Genomic DNA, 17,280 nt, shown 5'->3' on the forward strand with positions numbered 1-17,280 from the left:
TCTTGAGGTGGTCGTTGGGAACGAGCACGGGCTGCATGCACGGCCGGCAGCGCGATTGGTTGCTGTGGTCAACGGTTTCGATGCCGCGGTGACGCTGACCGATCTGGACACCGGCAAGGGGCCGGTGGATGCGGGCAGTTTGAGCATGGTCGCAACCTTGAACGCCCAGCAGGGACATCGATTGCGGGTCGGTGCGAGCGGTCCGCAGGCTGACGAGGCCCTGGCGGCGGTCGAGGCCCTGGCCGCCGACAACTTCGGTGATGCTGTAGTGCAGAAGGCCGCCGTAGCGTTGGCCGGCGGGTCGGGGCTCGATGTGGCGATCGGTCCGGCGGTGCTTTCCGGTGCCGAGGTCAGCCTCGACAGTTATGTTGCCGGAGACAACGAGCAGGCCCGGCTGGACACTGCCGTCGAAACCGCCGCCGCCGAGTTGCGCACCCTGCGCGACACCACCGACGCGCACGGCGCCATCTTCGACGCCCACCTCGCGCTGCTCACCGACCGCAAACTCCTGGACGAGATCCGCGCGACACTCGTCGACGGCACATCAGCCCCCGTCGCCTGGAAACAAACGTACGACGCCCTGGCCACCACCTTCGAAGCCCTCGACGACCCCTACCAACGCGAACGCGCCCAAGACGTACGGGCCGTACGGGACCGGGTCCTGCGACTATTGGTCGGCGTCACCGAAGAGCCACCCGCTGACGGAATCCTCGTCGTACCCGAGCTGGATGCGGCCACGGCCGCCACCCTGGACGCGACGAAGGTCGCGGGAGTTGCCGTGCGGGCAGCCGGGACTACCGGGCACGGAGTGATTGTGGCTCGGTCTCGGGGGATTCCTCTGATTGCCGGGATCGGGGACGTCGAAGTGCCTGTCGGCGAGATGGTGGCGTTCGACGCTCGGGCCGGTTCGTTCGAGGTTGCGCCGGATGCGGACGCCGTACGCGCCACGATCGCGGAGCGACTGGGCGAGCGGGAGCGGGCGGTCGCGGAAGCCTCGGAGCCGGCGATCACGCGGGACGGCAAGCATCTCCACGTGCTGGTGAACGTCGGAGTCGTGCAGGACGCCGTCGAGGCGCGAGGGGCGGACGGGTCCGGGCTGGTGCGGACCGAGGTGCTGTTCGGGGAGTGGCGTGCGGCGCCGACCGTCGGCGAGCAGGTCGACGCGTTCCGGGCGATCGCGCGGGCCCTCGACGGCAAGCCGATCACGATCCGGACCTGGGACGTCGGCGGTGACAAGCCGCTTCCGTTCCTCCCGCAGGACCGGGAGCCGAACCCGTTCCTCGGCGAACGCGGTATCCGGGTCTTCCGCCGCCGCCCCGAACTGCTCCGCGATCAGCTCGACGCGATCCGCCGTACGGCGGCCGAAACCCCTGTCCACGTGATGTTCCCGATGGTGACGACCGCCGACGAGGTCGCCTGGGCCCTCGAAGAGCTCGGCCCGCGCGACAACCTCGAGGTCGGCATCATGGTCGAGGTACCGGCCGCCGCCCTTCGCGTGCACACGCTCGCGAGGGACCTCGACTTCGTCAGCATCGGCACCAACGACCTCACGCAGTACACGACCGCGGCGGACCGCACCAACGCCGCCGTGGCCCCACTGGCCGACGGGCTGGATCCCGCGGTACTCCAGCTGATCAGCCACGTCGTGCAGAACGCCGGAGTACGAGTAGCCGTCTGTGGTGACCTGGCCAGCGACCCTCAGGCAGCGGTACTGCTGGCAGCCCTGGGCGTGACCGAACTAAGTGCTATCGGCCCCCAGGTCCCCCTGGTCAAGGCAGCGCTGCGGCAGACTGACCTGAGTCAGATCGACACCGCCGCAGCACTAGCTGCCCGCGACGCGGCTCAGGTACGCGGCTTGCTGTAGTAGCGGAGCTCCACCAGGTTGAAACCCGAGGTGCGTTCCGGCTTGGCCGGGAGCGTGTAGGACTCGCCCGGCTCGAGGTAGGTCAGGTCCGGGTGTTCCAGGTCCAGATCGACCACCAGAGCCGGGTAGGCGCCGGTGTGCCAGGTGTAGGACTCTCCCGCTTCAGGAGTCACGTGCTGGACACGTACGTCGTCCTCGTCGACCACGACCTTGGTCGGGATCTCCCCGGCCTCTTCGAAGCCTGCCTCGGCCGGTATGCCGGTGATCGCGAAGTACGGGTCACCCGAGGCCTCCTCGCCCAGGTCGAGGATCTCGATCAGGCGGTTGAGGTACAGGTTGTCGCCGTCGTTGGTGAGCATGTGGACCGGGGACACGGGACGGTAGACCGAGCCGCCGACGGTCTCGCTCAGGTGGCGCGCGGGGCTACCGTCGAGCCAGTCCATGTGGCAGGGCGACGTCGACAGGCACAGGACGACGTACGGGTTGTGGTGCAGGTGCCAGCCCTGCGCCGTACCGGGCTGCAGCTCGACCTCCCAGACGCGGACGCGCGAGTTCTTCAGCAGCACGCGGGTCCCGATCTCCCCGAGCACGACCTCGGTGCCGTCCGGCGCGGTGACAGTAGTACCAGCAGTCATGCGCTCAGGCTAGCCGGACTCGGGGTTGGGGCACTTCTTAGAATGGGCGGATGCGGAAAGACGGCACACGTTTTCCGACCCGAGTCGGTTAAGCTTCGGGCACGATCGAGAGGACATCAGATGCGGCCACCGGCAGTGCGGATGGTGGATGTCGCCGCGCTCGCGGGCGTCTCCGCCGGCACCGCGTCCAAGGCGCTGAACAACACCGGCCAGCTCAGCCAGGAGACCCGCGACCGGGTGCTGCAGGCCGCCGCGAAGCTGGGTTTCACGCCCGATTCCCGTGGCCGCGCGCTCTCCTCCGGCCGCACGTACACGGTCGCGCTGCTGACCACCGACAGCACCGGCCGGTTCAGCATCCCGATCATGCGCGGCGTCGAGGACGTCCTGAGCGCCGGCGAGCTGGCCACCGTGCTCTGCGACACCCGCGACGACCCGCTGCGCGAGCAGACGTACCTGCGCTCGATGGTTGCCCGCGGCGTCGACGGAATCGTCGTCACCGGCCGGCGGACCGAGCCGCGGCCGCCGATCGACGTACCGCTGCCGGTCGTCTACGCGATGGCCCCCTCGAGCAACCCGCGGGACGCGTCGGTGATCGTCGACGACGCCGGCGGAGCCGCCGCCGCGATCAACCACCTGCTCAGCCTCGGTCGCACCCGGATCGCCCACATCACCGGCCCGGCCACCCATCGGTCCGCCGTCGGGCGGGCCGAGGCGGTCGCCGCGACCGCCGGCGAGGCCCTCTGCGGCGAGCCCTTGTACGGCGAATGGACCGAGCGCTGGGGCCGCCAGGCGACCGACGTCGTACTGCGGCAGAACCCGGACGCGATCAGCTGCGGCAGCGACCAGATCGCGCGCGGCGTCTGCGACCGCCTCCGTGAACTCGGCCGCAGCGTCCCCGAGGACGTTGCCGTGACCGGCTACGACAACTGGCCGGTGATGGCGCTGGCGAGCCGTCCGCCGCTCACCACGGTCGACCCACGGCTCGAGGACCTCGGCCGCCGCGCTGCCACCCTGCTGCTGAAGGCGATCGCGGGCAGGCCGCATCACGGCGTCCTCGAACTCCCGGCCCAGCTGATCACCCGGGAGTCGACGCTAGGGTCCTGATTTCCGGCGGTCTTCGCGCTGCGGCCGGGAGGCCCAGCGGTAGGCGAAGAAGACCCAGGCGAGCGCGGGCAGCCCGAAGATCGCCGCGGCGAACTCGCGCCCGAAGACCAGGAACAGCAGGCCCGCGAGCGCGAACGGCAACGCCATCCAGACCGCGCCGACGAACGCGGCCCACCGCCACTTCCCCGGCTTGCGCGGCGCGGGCTTGTAGAGCGACGGCGTCGGCAGGCCCGCGAAGACCGGGATCAGATCGCCGTGCGTCACCGCGTCGTTGAGCAGGTCGACGCGGCGGTGCAGCTCGTCCTCGTCGAGCCGGCCGATTGCGAACTGCTCGGCCAGCTCGTCGGTACAGACGTGCCGCTCGGAGTCGGTGAGGCGGATGTTGACCATCCGCCGACGGGTCGCGACCTCGCGCGCCTCCTGCCCGGCCGCGGTCGCCAACCCGATCAGATCGGCCGGTTTCACCGGTCGCCGCTCAGCCATTCGCCTCACCTCACCCTCGTCCCTCCGAGTGTGCCAGACGCCCTGGAAGACGTCGTCTGACGTCGCATCGAGGTGCTTGGTTGGCGAGACGCTGATCACAAGAACGGCACTCAACGTCACTGCGGCACCGCGTCATCTCTGATCTCGACGGGCCGACGGAGCCCCTTGACGATGGAGACGAGAACCATGAAGAAGACCCTCACCGCTCGCGTTCTGGCCGGCACCGCGATCCTCGGCGCCGCGGGCCTGCTGCTCGGAATCGCACCCAGCGACGCCGCCGTACCGGCCCGCGCCGCCGCGGTCAGCACGTACGCGAAGCCCGCCCTCAACCCGGCAAGCCTCCACTTCGGCTGGAAGTGCTGGGGCCACCCCACCAACTGCAACGTCGCCGTCTACGCACCGACCGGGTGGAAGTTCACCAAGCTCAGCACGCGGGAAGCCAAGTTCACCGACAGCTCGAACACCTGGATGCTCCGCGTCGACGGCAGCCTCGACGGCAAGGTCAGCACCGGCACCGTGGCCCAGCAGCGGGTGAAGGAACTGCGTCGCGTCCCCGGTCTGAAGATCGTGTCCCGCGCCCACGGAACCGCGCCGTCGCTCGTCGGCGACGGGTCCACCGTCGCGTACAGGTCGCTCACCTACACCTACCGCGACGGCGCCCGCGGGCAGCGGCTGGTCTCCACCCGCTTCCTGGACATCTACTCGAACGGCAAGCGTGCCTACATCGAGGTCACGGTCGCCGGCCGCCCGCAGGACAAGGCCGGCCTCACCAAGATCATGGCCGTCGCGACCCAGCGAGCGACCCTGGTCGGCTGACGTCGTGGACGCCTCGGCCAGGTGACCCGGGCACCAAGGTGCCCGGGTCACACAACCATCAGTTCAGGACCGACGGCAACGTGGACGTCCACGCCTCCCGCAGCTCGGTCAGCGGGATCTCGAACTGGTCCTGGACGTCGAGGGTGTCGCCGGTGATCACGCCGATCTTCGCGTGCGGGAACCGGCGCGCGGTGCACATGTCGGTGAACCGCACCTCTTCGGTCCGCGGTACGGCGACCACTGCACGGCCGGCCGACTCCGCGAACAGGAACAGGAACGGGTCCAGCCCGTCCGGCGCCCAGACCCGCGCGCCGGCGCCGCCGCGCAGCGCGGACTCGACCAGCGTCTGCGCGACCCCGCCGTCGCTGACGTCGTGCGCCGCGTCGATCAGCCCGTCCCGGGACGCGTTGATCAGGATGTCGGCCAGCTGCTTCTCGGCCTCAAGGTCCACCGCCGGCGGCCGCCCACCGAGGTGACCGTGCACGACGTGCGCCCACTCGGACCCGGACAGCTCCTCCTCGGTCTCACCGAGCAGGTACAACTGGTGGCCCTCCATCTCGGCGGTGAAGCCGATCGGCGTACGGCGGGTGACGTCGTCGATCACGCCGAGCACGCCGACCACCGGCGTCGGCAGGATCGGGGTCTCGCCGGTCTGGTTGTAGAACGACACGTTCCCGCCGGTGACCGGCATCCCGAGTTCCTTGCAGGCGTCGACCAGGCCGCGGATCGCCTCGACGAACTGCCACATCACGCCCGGGTCCTCCGGCGAACCGAAGTTCAGGCAGTCGGTGACCGCGACCGGCCGGGCACCCGTGGTCGCGACGTTGCGGAACGACTCGGCGAGCGCGAGCTTGGCACCGGTGTACGGGTCGAGCTTGGCGAACCGGCCGTTGCAGTCGGTGGACACCGCGACGCCGAGGCCGCTGGTCTCGTCGACCCGGATCATCCCGCTGTCCTCGGGCTGCGCGAGCACCGAGTTGCCGAGCACGTACCGGTCGTACTGGTCGGTCACCCAGGACTTGTCGCACAGGTTCGGCGACGCGACCAGCTCGAGCAGCGTGTCCCGCAGCTCCGCACCGGTGCTTGCCCGCGGCAGCTTCTCGGCGCCGTCGGCCTGGAGTTCGTCCTGCCAGTCCGGCCGCGCGAACGGACGCTCGTACACAGGCCCCTCGTGCGCGACGGTGCGCGGCGGTACGTCGACCACGCGCTCGCCGTGCCAGTCGATCTGCAGCCGGCCGGTGTCGGTGACCTCACCGATCACGTCGGCCTGCACGTCCCACTTCGCGCAGATCTTCAGGAACGCCTCGACGTTGTCCGGCGTGACGACCGCCATCATCCGTTCCTGCGACTCGCTCATCAGGATCTCTTCCGGCGCGAGCGACGCGTCCCGCAGCGGCACCTTGTCGAGCGAGACGTGCATACCGCCGTCGCCCGCACTGGCCAGCTCGGAGGTCGCGCAGGACAGCCCGGCACCGCCGAGGTCCTGGATGCCTTCGACGATGTTCGCCTGGAAGAGCTCGAGCGTGCACTCGATCAGGAGCTTCTCCATGAACGGGTCGCCCACCTGGACCGCCGGCCGCTTGGTCGGGCCACCGTCGGCGAAGGTCTCCGACGCGAGCACGGACACGCCGCCGATGCCGTCACCGCCGGTCTTCGCGCCGTACAGGATGATCTGGTTGCCGAGGCCGGTGGCGTTCGCGAGGTGCAGGTCCTCGTGCCGCATGACGCCGACGCAGAGCGCGTTCACCAGCGGGTTGCCGGCGTACGTCGGGTCGAAGACGACCTCACCGCCGATGTTCGGCAGGCCCAGGCTGTTGCCGTACCCGCCGACGCCCGACACGATCCCGGGCAGTACGCGCCGGGTGTCCGGCGCGTCCAGCGGGCCGAACCGCAGCGGGTCCATCACCGCGACCGGGCGGGCGCCCATCGCCAGGATGTCGCGGACGATGCCGCCGACCCCGGTGGCCGCGCCCTGGTACGGCTCGACGTACGACGGGTGGTTGTGCGACTCGACCTTGAAGGTGACCGCGTACCCCTCGCCGATGTCGATCACGCCGGCGTTCTCGCCGATGCCGGCCAGCATCTTGCCGGCCGGGGTCTCCTGCGGGATCTCACCGAAGCGCTTCAGGTGCACCTTGGAGGACTTGTACGAGCAGTGTTCGCTCCACATCACCGAGTACATCGCCAGCTCGCAGCTGGTCGGACGGCGTCCCAGGATGTCCCGGATCCGCTGGTACTCGTCCGGCTTCAGCCCGAGCTCGGCCCACGGCTGCTCGGCCTCCGGCGTGTTGCTGGCATTACTAACGGTGTCGGTCGACACTTCAGGACTCCTGCACTAGGTGGGACTCAGGTGAAACGGTAGCTGGCCGAGGCACGCCCATCAGATGGGCGACCAGCATCGGAACGGCGAAGCCGCCCATGATTCCGGCGACGATGATGCCGACGTCGTTCAGCAGGCTGCCCGCCAGACCGCACACGGTCAGCGCCACCAGCGTCGGGCGGATCATCGGACGGCTGAGATAGAAGGTCCGGTACGACGCGAACGGCACCCGCTCCGGGAGCACGGTCGCGAGCATGCACAGGACCAGTGCGACCAGCAGAATCCAGCCGGCCGGGCTGTGGAAGACAGCCAGCGCGGCCTGCAGCTTGCGGACCAGGACGTCGCCGACGTCGCCCTCGATCACCCGAGCCGCGAAGTTTCCGAAATGGCTGCGCTGCGCCGGCGGGCGCAGGTAGTCGAGGTAGGCAACCGCGGACACCGCCAGTACGCCGCCCACGGCCACGCCGAGCAAGGCCCGCCACGACACACGGCCGCGCCAGGTCATCCAGGCCATCAGCAGCACCGCTGGGGTCAGACCGAGGATGCCGCCGAAATCCGTACCCCATCCTGGTTTTCCGTCCACGACGATCGCGATGCCGCCGACGGCCAGCACGGCTAGCGCCGCCAGCGCGCGGCTCCGGTCCAGCAGCTGCTGGGCGGCCCATCCGGCCAGCACCAGCGCGGCCACGGCCAGTGCAGCGAACGTCGAGTTCCCGAAGCCGTAGAACCGGCCACCGATCACCGGCCCGTCGGCGAACATGCTGCCGAGCTGCATCGGCGTACCGAGGACGGCGTCGATCACGAGCACCACGTACACCGCCAGGGACAGCCCGAGGTACGCATAGCGCTTCAGAAGCAGCAGGGAGAGCGCTGCCGAGGCGGCGCTGATCCCGATCGTCACGCCGTACAGGGCCAAACCTGGCGAAGGCCAGCGCCACCAGACGGTCGCAGTGGACAGGAAGACCGCGACGAAGAAGCCAGCCTGGGTCAGCAGCGCGAAGATCGCCGTACGGCGTGCCCAGAGGCTGTTGCGCCGGATCAGGAACCAACCGAGGGACAAGGCCAACGCAGCCGCTAAGGTGGCTGCCACGGCCTTCAACACCGGGCGGGGCTGCTCGTAGCGCTGGTTCGCGTCCAACCTGTCGTCGATGACCGCAGCCGCGTTCGTGTGGACGTCCCCGGTCGCATGGATCTCGCTACCACCCAGGGGTCCGGCCTTCTCCTCACCGGCCGGGTCGACCGACGCAGCCTGGCCGCGCAGCACGGTGGCGGTGATGTCCGTGAGCTGGATCAGACCGGGTCGCCGGGTCGAGTCGCTGGTCAGCCAGCGGGCACCGTTGTCGGGCGGCAACTGCAGCGCGACCAGCGTTTGCTGGTGCGAAAGCAGCTTCTCCTGACTGACACCCGTGAGCAGCACCCAGCCACCAGCCGCTCGTGCCTTGGCGACCAGATCGGCCACCTTCAGCAAGGCTTCCGTCCGGCCTTCGCGCGGCGGCAGCACACCGCCGTCGACGATCGCGTCCTGACAGGCCGGGCTCGCAAGCTTGGCCGCGTCGAACGCCGGCGACCAGTCGGCCACCGAACCGTCCGGCTTCGCCACCGCGAGCGCTGCACCCGGCCCGAAGCCGCAGATACCGTCTCGGCTGGCGCCGAGCCGGCCGATCGGCGCGCCCGTGTGGTGCTGCGCCTGGCGGTCGACGTAGGTCTGCCAGCCCTCGACCTTGCCGCCGGTCACCGCGGGCAGGTCGGCGCACTCTTGCTCGGTCCCAGTGCCCCAGGCCCGGCTACCCGCGCTGATGGTCAGCCAGCCGTCGACCGGACAGGTCCGCGGACCGGCTGTCTTCACCGACATCGAGCCGACGTTCGACTGGTTCACCAGCGCGGTCAGCCCCGGCGAGGACTTCACATCGCCCCAGGTCAGACCCGAAACACCGATCACCACGACCTTCGCCATCAGCGTCGACGGCTGCGCGAACGCCGTACCAGTGGTGCACAGCAGTGCGGCCGCGATGACGAAGAGCGCGCGCCGCACTCCGGTGAACCTCATCAGGAGGCGACGACGGCCTTCAGCACCGAGGTGAAGAAGCCCAGGCCGTCCGTGCTCGGGCCGGTCAATGTCTCGACGGCGTGCTCCGGGTGCGGCATCAGGCCGACCACGTTGCCGCGCTCGTTGGTGATGCCGGCGATGTCGCGGTAGGAACCGTTGGGGTTGCCGAGGTAGCGGGCGACCACCCGGCCCTCGCCCTCCAGCCGGTCCAGCGTCGCCTCGTCGGCGACGAACGAACCGTCCTGGTTCTTCAGCACGATGGTGATCTCGTGGTTCGCGTCGTAGTCGCTGGTCCACGCGGTGCGGTTGTTCTCGATCCGCAGCGGCTGGTCCTTGCAGACGAACTTGCGGTGGTGGTTCTTGATCAGCGCACCGGGCAGCAGGTGCGACTCGCAGAGCACCTGGAAGCCGTTGCAGATGCCGAGCACCGGCATGCCTTGGCCGGCCTTGGCAATGATCGTGTCCATCACCGGCGCGAACCGGGAGATCGCACCGGCGCGCAGGTAATCGCCGTACGAGAAGCCGCCGGGCAGGACGACCGCGTCCACACCGTGCAGGTCCGCGTCGCCGTGCCAGAGCGCGACCGCCTCGGCACCGGCCACCGCGGCCGCGCGCCGGGCGTCGACGTCGTCGAGTGAACCCGGGAAGGTGACGACCCCGATCTTCACTGGTCGTTCTCCACGTGCAGCGCGTAGTCCTCGATCACCGGGTTGGCCAGGAGGGTATCCGCGGCCTTCCGGATCTCGGCGACCCGCTCCTCGGTCGCCTCACCGTCCAAGGTGATCTCGAAGCGCTTCCCCTGCCGGACATCGGCCACGCCGTCGAAGCCGAGCCGGCCGAACGCGCCGTGCACCGCCTTGCCCTGCGGGTCGAGGATCTCGGGCTTGAGCATGACGTCGACGACAACGCGAGCCACTGACTACTCCAGGTTTCGTTCCGGGGTGACGCCTGAATCCTACCGACCTGCGCGGGGAAGTCCCGCATCGTGAACTATACACTGAGTACATACACGCGAGGTATAGTTCTGGCCATGGCCACTGCGGAGCTCGTTCTCGGGCTGCTGTCGGCCGGGCCCGCCCATGGGTACGACGTGAAGCGCGGCCACGACGCCTGGTTCCCGGACAGCCGTCCGCTGGCGTTCGGGCAGGTGTACACGACGCTGGGGCGGCTGGAGCGCGACGGCCTGGTCGAGGTGGTCGACAAGACGTCCGGCGGCGGACCGGACCGGACCGTCTACGCGATCACCGCGAAGGGCCGGGACCACCTGACGGACTGGCTGAACGACCCCGTTCCACCGGCCTGGGGCAGCGCCGACGAGGTACTGCGGAAGCTCGTGGCGGCGATCCGCACCGGCGGCGACGCCGAGGGGTTCCTGGCCCGGCAGCGCGCCAGCCACCTGCGCCGGATCCGCGAACTGCGCGAGAGCCCGGCCGACGACGACCCGACGTCACCACTGGTCCGCGAGTACATCGTGGCCCACCTGGACGCCGACCTGCGCTGGCTGGACAGCGCCCTGGACCGCATCGCCGAGCAGAGGGGGACTCGCTCATGAACGCAGCCTTGACCCTGGACCAAGTGGAGTACTCGTACCGCCGCAACCCGGCCCTGCGCGGTGTCAGCCTGCAGCTCGAACGGGGAGAGGTGGTGGCCGTCACCGGCGCCAGCGGCTGTGGCAAGTCCACGCTGCTGCACTGTGCGGCCGGCATCCTCACACCGGACGCCGGGGCGGTCCAGGTGGACGGTCAGGACCTGGCCGAACTGCCGGAAGAGCGGCGTGCGGCCCTCCGGCGTACGAAGATCGGCATCGTGCTGCAGTTCGGGCAACTCGTGCCGGACCTGCCGCTGATCGACAATGTGGCGTTACCGCTTCTGCTGAGCGGTCACGAGCGCGGGGAGGCGCATGTATCGGCAATGGACTGGCTCGAGCAGGTGGGGATCGCGGACGACGCCGACGCAGTACCGGCGGAGCTGTCCGGTGGCCAGACGCAGCGTGCGGCTGTAGCGCGCGCCTTGATCACGGGACCTTCTGTGGTGCTGGCGGACGAGCCGACGGGCAGTCTGGACAGCAGGGCCGGCCAGGAGCTGCTGGAGGTGCTGCTGAAGGCCGCCCGGTATCGAGGGGCCGCGCTGATGATGGTGACGCACGACAACCTGGTCGCCGCGTCGGCCGACCGTGAGATCAGGCTGCGTGACGGCGTGATCCAGCACGAGGTAGCGCTATGACCCTCGAGACCCTGGTACAGCTGGCGCGCTCACGGACCCCTGCGGACCGCGGCCGGGTCCAGCTCGCCACGGCTGCCTTCGCCCTCAGCGGGGCTGTTCTGCTCGGAGCGCTGCGCATCGCGCGGATGGGCCAGGGTGAGCTCGACGAAGGCGTCTACAGCAACTACATCGCCGAGAGCGGTCTCCGCTCCGGCCTGATCGCGGCCTTGGTCGTCCTGGCCGTCCTGATCGGCGGTCTGGCGGTGCAGGCGCTGAGGCTCGGTACGGCGGCCCGTGAGCGGCGGCTGACCGCACTACGTCTGGCAGGTGCCTCCCGGAAGCAGCTGCGGCAGTTGACCGTGGCCGACGCAGCCATGGCCGGTCTGGCCGGTGGACTGGTCTCCGGGCCGGCGTACCTGCTGCTGAGCCTGGTCCTCGGTGCGCTCCCGCGGATGGTCCGGGTACTGCCCGGCGCCGAGGTACTGGACGCGGTCGTGTGGGTGTTCGTCGTGGTGATGACCACGGCCGCCGGTGCAGTGATCGGCAGCCTCCTGCACCGCGACGGGTCGCCGCACGCGGTACCGCGTGGCTCGCGGCCCCGTACCGGCCTCATCGCCGGGGCGGTGTTGCTCGCGTTCGGCCTGTTCGCCGCGCCGTACCAGGGCTACGTGGCGGCGACCGCCGCGCCGGCCGGGATCGGGTTGCTCTTCCTCGGCCTGTCGGCGCTCTGGACCGGCTGGCTCGGGCGGCGGATGCAACGGTCCAACGACCCGGCGAACCTGCTGGCCGGCATCCGGCTGATCGCCGACGGCCGGCCGTCGTCCCGGATCGGTGTGCTGCTGGGGTGCTGCGGCTTCCTGGTCGGCACGATGGCCGGCGGGATCGCCACCGTCCTCGGCGACGACCAGCTGGGCGGGTCGGAGACGTTCTACGACACCGGTTTCGGGCTCGCGATCGTCGGCCTGCTGATCGTCGTACTGACCGCGATGGCCGCGCTGATCGTCGGCGTCGCCGACCAGCTCGTCGACCAGCGCCGCCAGTTCGCCGGCCTCACCGCGCTCGGCGTCGATCTGCCGTTCCTGCGCCGGGTGGTCCGCCGCCAGCTGAGCGTGGTCGCGGCACCCGCGCTCGCGGTCGGCCTGCTGTTCGGCACGCTGATCGGCATCGACCGGCTGGCCGGCGGTGCGATGGCGGTCTTCGACCCCGTGATCCTTGTCCTCGCGGCGATCCTGGCCGCGGCGGGCTGGGTGTTCGGCCAGCTCGGCGGCGCGGTCGCCGGTTTCCTGCTTCGCAACCAACTGCGGGACGCACTCGATCCCGAGAATCTGAGGGCGGCCTGATGACCACACTCCCCCTGGCGATCCGGCCGGCGCTGCTGCTCGGGATACCGAACCGGATCACGCTGATCCGGACCGTGATCGCGATGGCGGTCGCGACCTACGCGTTCCGTACCGGCGACCTGACCTGGCTCGTGGTCGGGTACTTCTCGTACTGGTTCGGCGACAGCCTGGACGGCTGGGTGGCCCGCCGGCGCAACGAGGAGTCGCTGTCCGGCGCGGTGTTCGACATCGTCTGCGACCGGGCCTGCTCGTTCCTGCTCGCGGCCGCGTTCATGGCGACGTACCCGGCGACCATCGGCCCGCTGGCGATCTACCTGGTCCAGTTCGGGGTACTGGACACCATGCTGACGTTCTCGTTCCTGCTCTGGCCGTGGATGCTCAGCCCGAACTACTTCTACAAGGTGGACCGGCCGATCTACCTGTGGAACTGGTCCAAGCCGGCCAAGGCACTGAACACCGCCGCCGTGGTGATCTCGCTGGTCGTGGCCGGCCGGACCGGCGCGCAGTGGCTGCCGTACACGGTCGCGATCGCGGCGCTGGTGGTGAAGATCGTGTCGTCGTACCGGGTGATCATGATCATCTGCGGCCGCTGGGCCGCCGTACCAGAGGCGGGGGCCCATGGGTAGTAACCCTGGCCCCGCCCCGAAGTAGGCCTGGGTTCCATGGCAACGGCCGCGATGGCGCTTAGCCTCGGAGTTATGTGGGTCTGGCAACTGGCACTGGCAGTGGGCTTCGGTATCGGGTCCGCCGTCGTACCGTTCATGAACGCGGAGGCCTACGTCCTCGCGCTCGGGGCCACCCACACCCTGAACCCGGTGGTCGCCGCGGTCGGCATCACGATCGGCCAGACCATCGGGAAGGTCGCGATGTTCCTCGCCGTCCGGCACCGCCCCGGCTACGCGGCCCGCAAGGCGAAGAAGGAGCCCAAGCCGGTCAACCTGGACACCCGCTGGGGCCGTTTCGTGCAGTGGAACCGCGACCTCAGCAAGCGGCTGCTGGACGCGATGAGCGACAGCCGGTGGGGTGCCCCGGTCACGCTGCTGAGCGCGTTCGTCGGCATCCCCCCGCTGTACGGCGTGGCGCTGATCGGCGGCGCCTCCCGGATGCGGACCCTCGTGTTCACGCTGTCCGTCCTCGTGGGCCGTGGCGCGCGCTTCGTCCTACTGGCCCTAGGCGTGAGCGCTTTCTAGAACTTCCGCCCGGTGAGCTGCTCGTACGCGTTGATGTATGCGGACCGCGTCCGCTCGATCACCTCGTCGGACAGCCGCGGCGGCGCCTCGCCGGAGGCGCGGTCCCAGCCCGACTCGAACTGCAGCCAGTCCCGGACGATCTGCTTGTCGTACGACGGCTGCTGCTTGCCGGGCTCCCACTGGTCGGCCGGCCAGAACCGGCTCGAGTCCGGTGTCAGCACCTCGTCGGCCAGCACGATCGTGCCGTCCGCGCGGGCGCCGAACTCGAACTTCGTGTCGGCCAGGATGATCCCGCGCTCCTCGGCCATCGCCCGCGCCCTGGTGTAGACGTCCAGCGTGCTGCGCCGGAGCGCCTCCGCCACGTCCGCGCCGACGGTCTGCACGACCGCGTCGTACGAGACGTTCTCGTCGTGCTCGCCGATCTCGGCCTTCGTCGCGGGGGTGAAGATCGGTGTCTCCAGCCGCGATCCCTCGACCAGCCCGCTCGGCAGCGGGATCCCACAGACGGCGCCGGTCGCGTTGTAGTCCAGCAGGCCGGAGCCGCTCAGGTACCCGCGGGCGACGCACTCGACCGGGTACATGGCGAGCTTCTCGCACACCACGGCCCGCCCGGCGACCTCCGCGGGCACATCGGTGGAGACGATGTGGTTCGGCACGTCGAGCTGCTCGAACCACCACAGGCTCATCGCAGTCAGCACCTTGCCCTTGTCCGGAATCGGCGTGTCCAGGATCCAGTCGAACGCGCTCATCCGGTCGCTGGCGACCATCAACAGGTCGCCCGACTCCAGCTCGTACAGGTCGCGGACCTTTCCGGAGTGCAGATGCTTCGCGCCGGGAATTTCAGGAGCCTGCGGAGGAGTGATCACAGGTGGATTGTTCCATCCGGCGCCGGGGGGCGGACGCCCAGCACTCACCAACTTGGGCGATCGGCCCTCCGCCGATGGCAGCGGAGCGTGCACAAGCCCCGTTCCCGCGGGTTGGTGAGTGGTGCAGGTCCGCCCCTAACGCTGCCGGAGCTTCAGGAGTTTCCCGCCCAGCGCGAAGGCGCCGTCGCGGAGCGTGCAGAGCACGGGGTTCTCGGTCTGGGCGACGCGGCCGACGGACCGGGAGCGCTTCACCAGCTTGGTGGTCGCGGGACGGCGTTCGGCGTCGTACGCAGCCAGTGCTGCGTGTAGATCGTCGGTGCCGGCGAGGATCCGGCCGAGCGCGCCGGCGTCCTCGATCGCGGAGCAGGCGCCGCGGCCGAGGTTCGGCGTCATCGCGTGCGCTGCGTCGCCGAGCAGCACGATCCGGCCCTGCGCGAACGGCATCAGCGGCGTGGTCAGGTCGAGGATGTCGTTCTGCAGGATCTTCTCGGTGTTCGCGATCAGCCGCGGGATCGGGTCGTGCCAGCTCTCGAAGACGGTCGGTTCGCTCGTCGTACCGGCCGGTTGGTTCGCCGTTCCGTACCAGTAGAACCGGCCGTCGATCAGCCGTGCGAACCCGAACAGTTGCCCACGGCCCCAGGTCTCGCCGCCGCCGTCGTCGAGGTCGATGTCGGCGATGCCGCGGTAGGCCGTGAACCCGGAGTACCGCGGGCCGGCGTACTGCGGGTACAGCGTGCTGCGGACCGCGCTCCGGATCCCGTCCGCGGCGACGAGGAGGTCGGCCCGCAACTCCCCGTTCACCGTGACGCCGTCGTCATCCTGCACGACCTCCCGCACGTCGTACCCGGTCCGCACCGTCACCTGGCCCATACCAAACGGTTTGGTATGCCTGATGTTTTTGAACTCCGCTGTGATCAGGTCGTGCAGCTGGGCGCGGTGGATCATCACCGGAAGCTCCATGCCGAGCTGGGGTGCGCTGACCACCCACCGGCCGTCGGGCCTGCGCATCCCGGCCGGCTGGGATTGCACGGACGACTTCTCGACGCCCTTCACCCCGAGCTCTTCCAGTACGGCGACCGCCGACGGCCAGACCGAGATGCCGGCTCCTACTTCGCCCAGCTCCGGTGCTCGCTCCAGCACCGTGACCTGCCAACCGCGCCGCTGCAGCGCGACAGCGGCGCTGACCCCTCCGATACCCGCTCCGACCACGATCGCCGTACCCATGCTCTTGACTCTACATCTGTAGAGTCAGCCTGGGAAGTGCGAGACTTTCCGGCGTGACTGTGCCTCGGGGAGCGGATCGGCAGGACGCCATCGCGGACGCCGCGATCCATCTCGTCGCTACGCGCGGGCTGCGTGGGCTCACGCACCGGGCGGTCGACGCCGAAGCAGGCCTACCGCCGGGCTCCACGTCGTACTACCTGCGAACGCGGAACGCGCTGCTCACCGCCTGCGTACGGCGGATGCTCGCCCGGGACGTCACCGGTATGCCACCGCCCGGCGCGGATCCGATCGAGTTGATGGTGGCGATGGTCGCCGGGCTCGCCCAGGAACGGCCGGACGATCTGGTCGCGCGGTACGAGCTGTCCCTGGAGGCGAGCCGTCAGCCCGAACTACGCGCCACGATCGACGAGGGCGGCCGTCAACTGCGAACGATGCTGGCACAGTTGCTCGCCGGGATCGGCGTACCCGATCCGGAAACCGCGGCCTGGCCGGTCGCGGCAATGATGGACGGCTTGCTCTACGACCGAGTCGCCGGCGCCGGCTCAACCCTCCCTCCAGAAGCCTTCAAATCCGCCGTCCGCCGCTCCATAACCGCCCTCCTCACCGGCCTCAAGACCTCCTGACCGGTGGACTCAGAGGCGGTCGGTGACTGCTACGAATGTGAAATAGCAGACGCCGAGCAGCATGCCGACGTGGCCGAGTACGGAGAGTCCTGCGCCGGAACCCCAGGAGTCACTCTGCGCATCCTCGGAATGCTTACCACCGCTCGGCAACCAACGGGCCAACAGCAACAATCCGACCACTGTGAGTGCCCACCAGCCGGCCAGCACGATCAGCGCGATCCCTCGCTGACCGGTGATCAAGGCAACGACCCAGCCGATCAGCGTGACCACCCCGACGATCGTGTGCAGGCGAAGCAGGATCGCCGAGTACCCGTGCCGCCCGGCCCCATGACCGGTGCCGTCGACAACGGTGCCACCGAGCCGTACCCGCGTAATCAACACGACGACCGCCCCGAGCGCGGTCAGAAACCAGGTGACATTCGACCATTCCACGCCCGTTCAATACCCCACCCGACGCCGAGGTGAACCCTTGAGCGCCTTGACAGCCGCCCAGATATGGCGGGCCCTCCCCCCGCTGTCCCGCGGGACACCCGGTCGACTACCGCACGTACGCCGGTCGCGACCAC

Annotated in this window: 18 protein-coding genes; 9 read left to right on the forward strand and 9 right to left on the reverse strand. The window is 69.6% G+C overall.

Going from position 1 to position 17,280, the window contains the following annotated elements; all coding sequences use genetic code 11:
- Positions 1–7 precede the first annotated feature (7 nt).
- Positions 8–1,864, forward strand: a complete 1,857-nt coding sequence (ptsP, locus tag FB475_RS13200) for a phosphoenolpyruvate--protein phosphotransferase (protein WP_337678215.1) — start codon at positions 8–10, stop codon at positions 1,862–1,864.
- On the opposite strand, the gene FB475_RS13205 is transcribed toward ptsP, so the two are convergent.
- Entirely contained in the window at positions 1,843–2,499 is a 657-nt protein-coding gene (locus FB475_RS13205) for a cupin domain-containing protein (protein WP_141855824.1), read from the reverse strand. The two genes, ptsP and FB475_RS13205, sit on opposite strands and share 22 nt — an antisense overlap.
- A 120-nt stretch (positions 2,500–2,619) precedes the next feature.
- On the opposite strand from FB475_RS13205, the gene FB475_RS13210 reads away from it, so the two are divergent.
- Entirely contained in the window at positions 2,620–3,603 is a 984-nt protein-coding gene (locus FB475_RS13210) for a LacI family DNA-binding transcriptional regulator (protein ID WP_141855826.1), read from the forward strand.
- Here FB475_RS13210 and FB475_RS13215 read toward each other — a convergent pair.
- Positions 3,592–4,086 (reverse strand): DUF1707 SHOCT-like domain-containing protein, encoded by a 495-nt coding sequence (locus FB475_RS13215; RefSeq protein ID WP_141855829.1) that lies wholly within the window; start codon positions 4,084–4,086, stop codon positions 3,592–3,594. The two genes, FB475_RS13210 and FB475_RS13215, sit on opposite strands and share 12 nt — an antisense overlap.
- 171 nt (positions 4,087–4,257) lie before the next feature.
- On the opposite strand from FB475_RS13215, the gene FB475_RS13220 reads away from it, so the two are divergent.
- Complete coding sequence (locus tag FB475_RS13220; protein WP_141855831.1) at positions 4,258–4,902, forward strand: hypothetical protein; 645 nt, start codon at positions 4,258–4,260, stop codon at positions 4,900–4,902.
- Positions 4,903–4,960: 58 nt separating this feature from the next.
- Here the strand turns inward: FB475_RS13220 and purL are convergent, their stop codons facing one another.
- The 4 genes from purL to purS are packed head-to-tail and all read right to left on the reverse strand — an operon-like array spanning position 4,961 to position 10,185.
- Entirely contained in the window at positions 4,961–7,222 is a 2,262-nt protein-coding gene (gene purL, locus FB475_RS13225; protein WP_141855833.1) for a phosphoribosylformylglycinamidine synthase subunit PurL, read from the reverse strand.
- Position 7,223: 1 nt separating this feature from the next.
- Positions 7,224–9,254, reverse strand: a complete 2,031-nt coding sequence (locus FB475_RS13230) for a hypothetical protein (protein WP_238332127.1) — start codon at positions 9,252–9,254, stop codon at positions 7,224–7,226.
- A gap of 14 nt (positions 9,255–9,268) precedes the next feature.
- A complete protein-coding gene (gene purQ, locus FB475_RS13235) occupies positions 9,269–9,937 on the reverse strand; it encodes a phosphoribosylformylglycinamidine synthase subunit PurQ (RefSeq protein ID WP_141855835.1) in 669 nt (222 codons plus the stop codon).
- On the reverse strand, positions 9,934–10,185 hold the full coding sequence (purS, locus tag FB475_RS13240) for a phosphoribosylformylglycinamidine synthase subunit PurS (RefSeq protein WP_141855837.1): 252 nt from the start codon (positions 10,183–10,185) through the stop codon (positions 9,934–9,936). Before purS ends, purQ begins: the two co-directional genes overlap by 4 nt.
- A gap of 114 nt (positions 10,186–10,299) precedes the next feature.
- Here purS and FB475_RS13245 point away from each other — a divergent pair, with 114 nt between their 5' ends.
- From FB475_RS13245 to FB475_RS13265, 5 genes are all read left to right on the forward strand, one after another.
- Positions 10,300–10,821: a PadR family transcriptional regulator gene (locus FB475_RS13245; RefSeq protein ID WP_141855840.1), complete on the forward strand. Its 522-nt coding sequence runs from the start codon at positions 10,300–10,302 to the stop codon at positions 10,819–10,821.
- Complete coding sequence (locus tag FB475_RS13250) at positions 10,818–11,492, forward strand: ABC transporter ATP-binding protein (protein ID WP_141855842.1); 675 nt, start codon at positions 10,818–10,820, stop codon at positions 11,490–11,492. Before FB475_RS13245 ends, FB475_RS13250 begins: the two co-directional genes overlap by 4 nt.
- Positions 11,489–12,811: a hypothetical protein gene (locus tag FB475_RS13255; RefSeq protein WP_141855844.1), complete on the forward strand. Its 1,323-nt coding sequence runs from the start codon at positions 11,489–11,491 to the stop codon at positions 12,809–12,811. The genes FB475_RS13250 and FB475_RS13255 overlap by 4 nt, the downstream gene beginning before the upstream one ends.
- Positions 12,811–13,437 carry a CDP-alcohol phosphatidyltransferase family protein gene (locus FB475_RS13260; RefSeq protein ID WP_141855846.1) on the forward strand — a complete coding sequence of 209 codons (627 nt, stop codon included), beginning with the start codon at positions 12,811–12,813 and terminating at the stop codon, positions 13,435–13,437. The genes FB475_RS13255 and FB475_RS13260 overlap by 1 nt, the downstream gene beginning before the upstream one ends.
- 72 nt (positions 13,438–13,509) lie before the next feature.
- The gene (locus tag FB475_RS13265; RefSeq protein ID WP_238332128.1) at positions 13,510–14,001 is read left to right on the forward strand and encodes a hypothetical protein; all 492 of its coding nucleotides are present in this window, start codon (positions 13,510–13,512) and stop codon (positions 13,999–14,001) included.
- Here FB475_RS13265 and FB475_RS13270 read toward each other — a convergent pair.
- Both FB475_RS13270 and FB475_RS13275 read right to left on the reverse strand, forming a co-directional pair.
- On the reverse strand, positions 13,998–14,867 hold the full coding sequence (locus tag FB475_RS13270) for a phosphoribosylaminoimidazolesuccinocarboxamide synthase (protein ID WP_141855850.1): 870 nt from the start codon (positions 14,865–14,867) through the stop codon (positions 13,998–14,000). The genes FB475_RS13265 and FB475_RS13270 overlap by 4 nt on opposite strands.
- A gap of 135 nt (positions 14,868–15,002) precedes the next feature.
- The gene (locus tag FB475_RS13275) at positions 15,003–16,091 is read right to left on the reverse strand and encodes an FAD-dependent oxidoreductase (RefSeq protein ID WP_141855853.1); all 1,089 of its coding nucleotides are present in this window, start codon (positions 16,089–16,091) and stop codon (positions 15,003–15,005) included.
- 53 nt (positions 16,092–16,144) lie between these two features.
- Here FB475_RS13275 and FB475_RS13280 point away from each other — a divergent pair, with 53 nt between their 5' ends.
- The gene (locus FB475_RS13280; RefSeq protein WP_141855855.1) at positions 16,145–16,714 is read left to right on the forward strand and encodes a TetR/AcrR family transcriptional regulator; all 570 of its coding nucleotides are present in this window, start codon (positions 16,145–16,147) and stop codon (positions 16,712–16,714) included.
- 9 nt (positions 16,715–16,723) lie between these two features.
- Here FB475_RS13280 and FB475_RS13285 read toward each other — a convergent pair whose 3' ends face one another.
- A complete protein-coding gene (locus FB475_RS13285) occupies positions 16,724–17,146 on the reverse strand; it encodes a hypothetical protein (protein ID WP_141855857.1) in 423 nt (140 codons plus the stop codon).
- Positions 17,147–17,280: the final 134 nt, after the last annotated feature.

The sequence above is a fragment of the Kribbella jejuensis genome (genome assembly GCF_006715085.1).
GTDB classification, from domain to species: domain Bacteria; phylum Actinomycetota; class Actinomycetes; order Propionibacteriales; family Kribbellaceae; genus Kribbella; species Kribbella jejuensis.

Bases quoted from the DNA above. Each gene is read 5' to 3' on its own strand.
- FB475_RS13205 (WP_141855824.1), bottom strand. From the start codon at position 2,499: ATGACTGCTGGTACTACTGTCACCGCGCCGGACGGCACCGAGGTCGTG.
- FB475_RS13210 (WP_141855826.1), top strand. From the start codon at position 2,620: ATGCGGCCACCGGCAGTGCGGATGGTGGATGTCGCCGCGCTCGCGGGC.
- FB475_RS13215 (WP_141855829.1), bottom strand. From the start codon at position 4,086: ATGGCTGAGCGGCGACCGGTGAAACCGGCCGATCTGATCGGGTTGGCG.
- FB475_RS13220 (WP_141855831.1), top strand. From the start codon at position 4,258: ATGGAGACGAGAACCATGAAGAAGACCCTCACCGCTCGCGTTCTGGCC.
- FB475_RS13245 (WP_141855840.1), top strand. From the start codon at position 10,300: ATGGCCACTGCGGAGCTCGTTCTCGGGCTGCTGTCGGCCGGGCCCGCC.
- FB475_RS13250 (WP_141855842.1), top strand. From the start codon at position 10,818: ATGAACGCAGCCTTGACCCTGGACCAAGTGGAGTACTCGTACCGCCGC.
- FB475_RS13255 (WP_141855844.1), top strand. From the start codon at position 11,489: ATGACCCTCGAGACCCTGGTACAGCTGGCGCGCTCACGGACCCCTGCG.
- FB475_RS13260 (WP_141855846.1), top strand. From the start codon at position 12,811: ATGACCACACTCCCCCTGGCGATCCGGCCGGCGCTGCTGCTCGGGATA.
- FB475_RS13265 (WP_238332128.1), top strand. From the start codon at position 13,510: ATGTGGGTCTGGCAACTGGCACTGGCAGTGGGCTTCGGTATCGGGTCC.
- FB475_RS13275 (WP_141855853.1), bottom strand. From the start codon at position 16,091: ATGGGTACGGCGATCGTGGTCGGAGCGGGTATCGGAGGGGTCAGCGCC.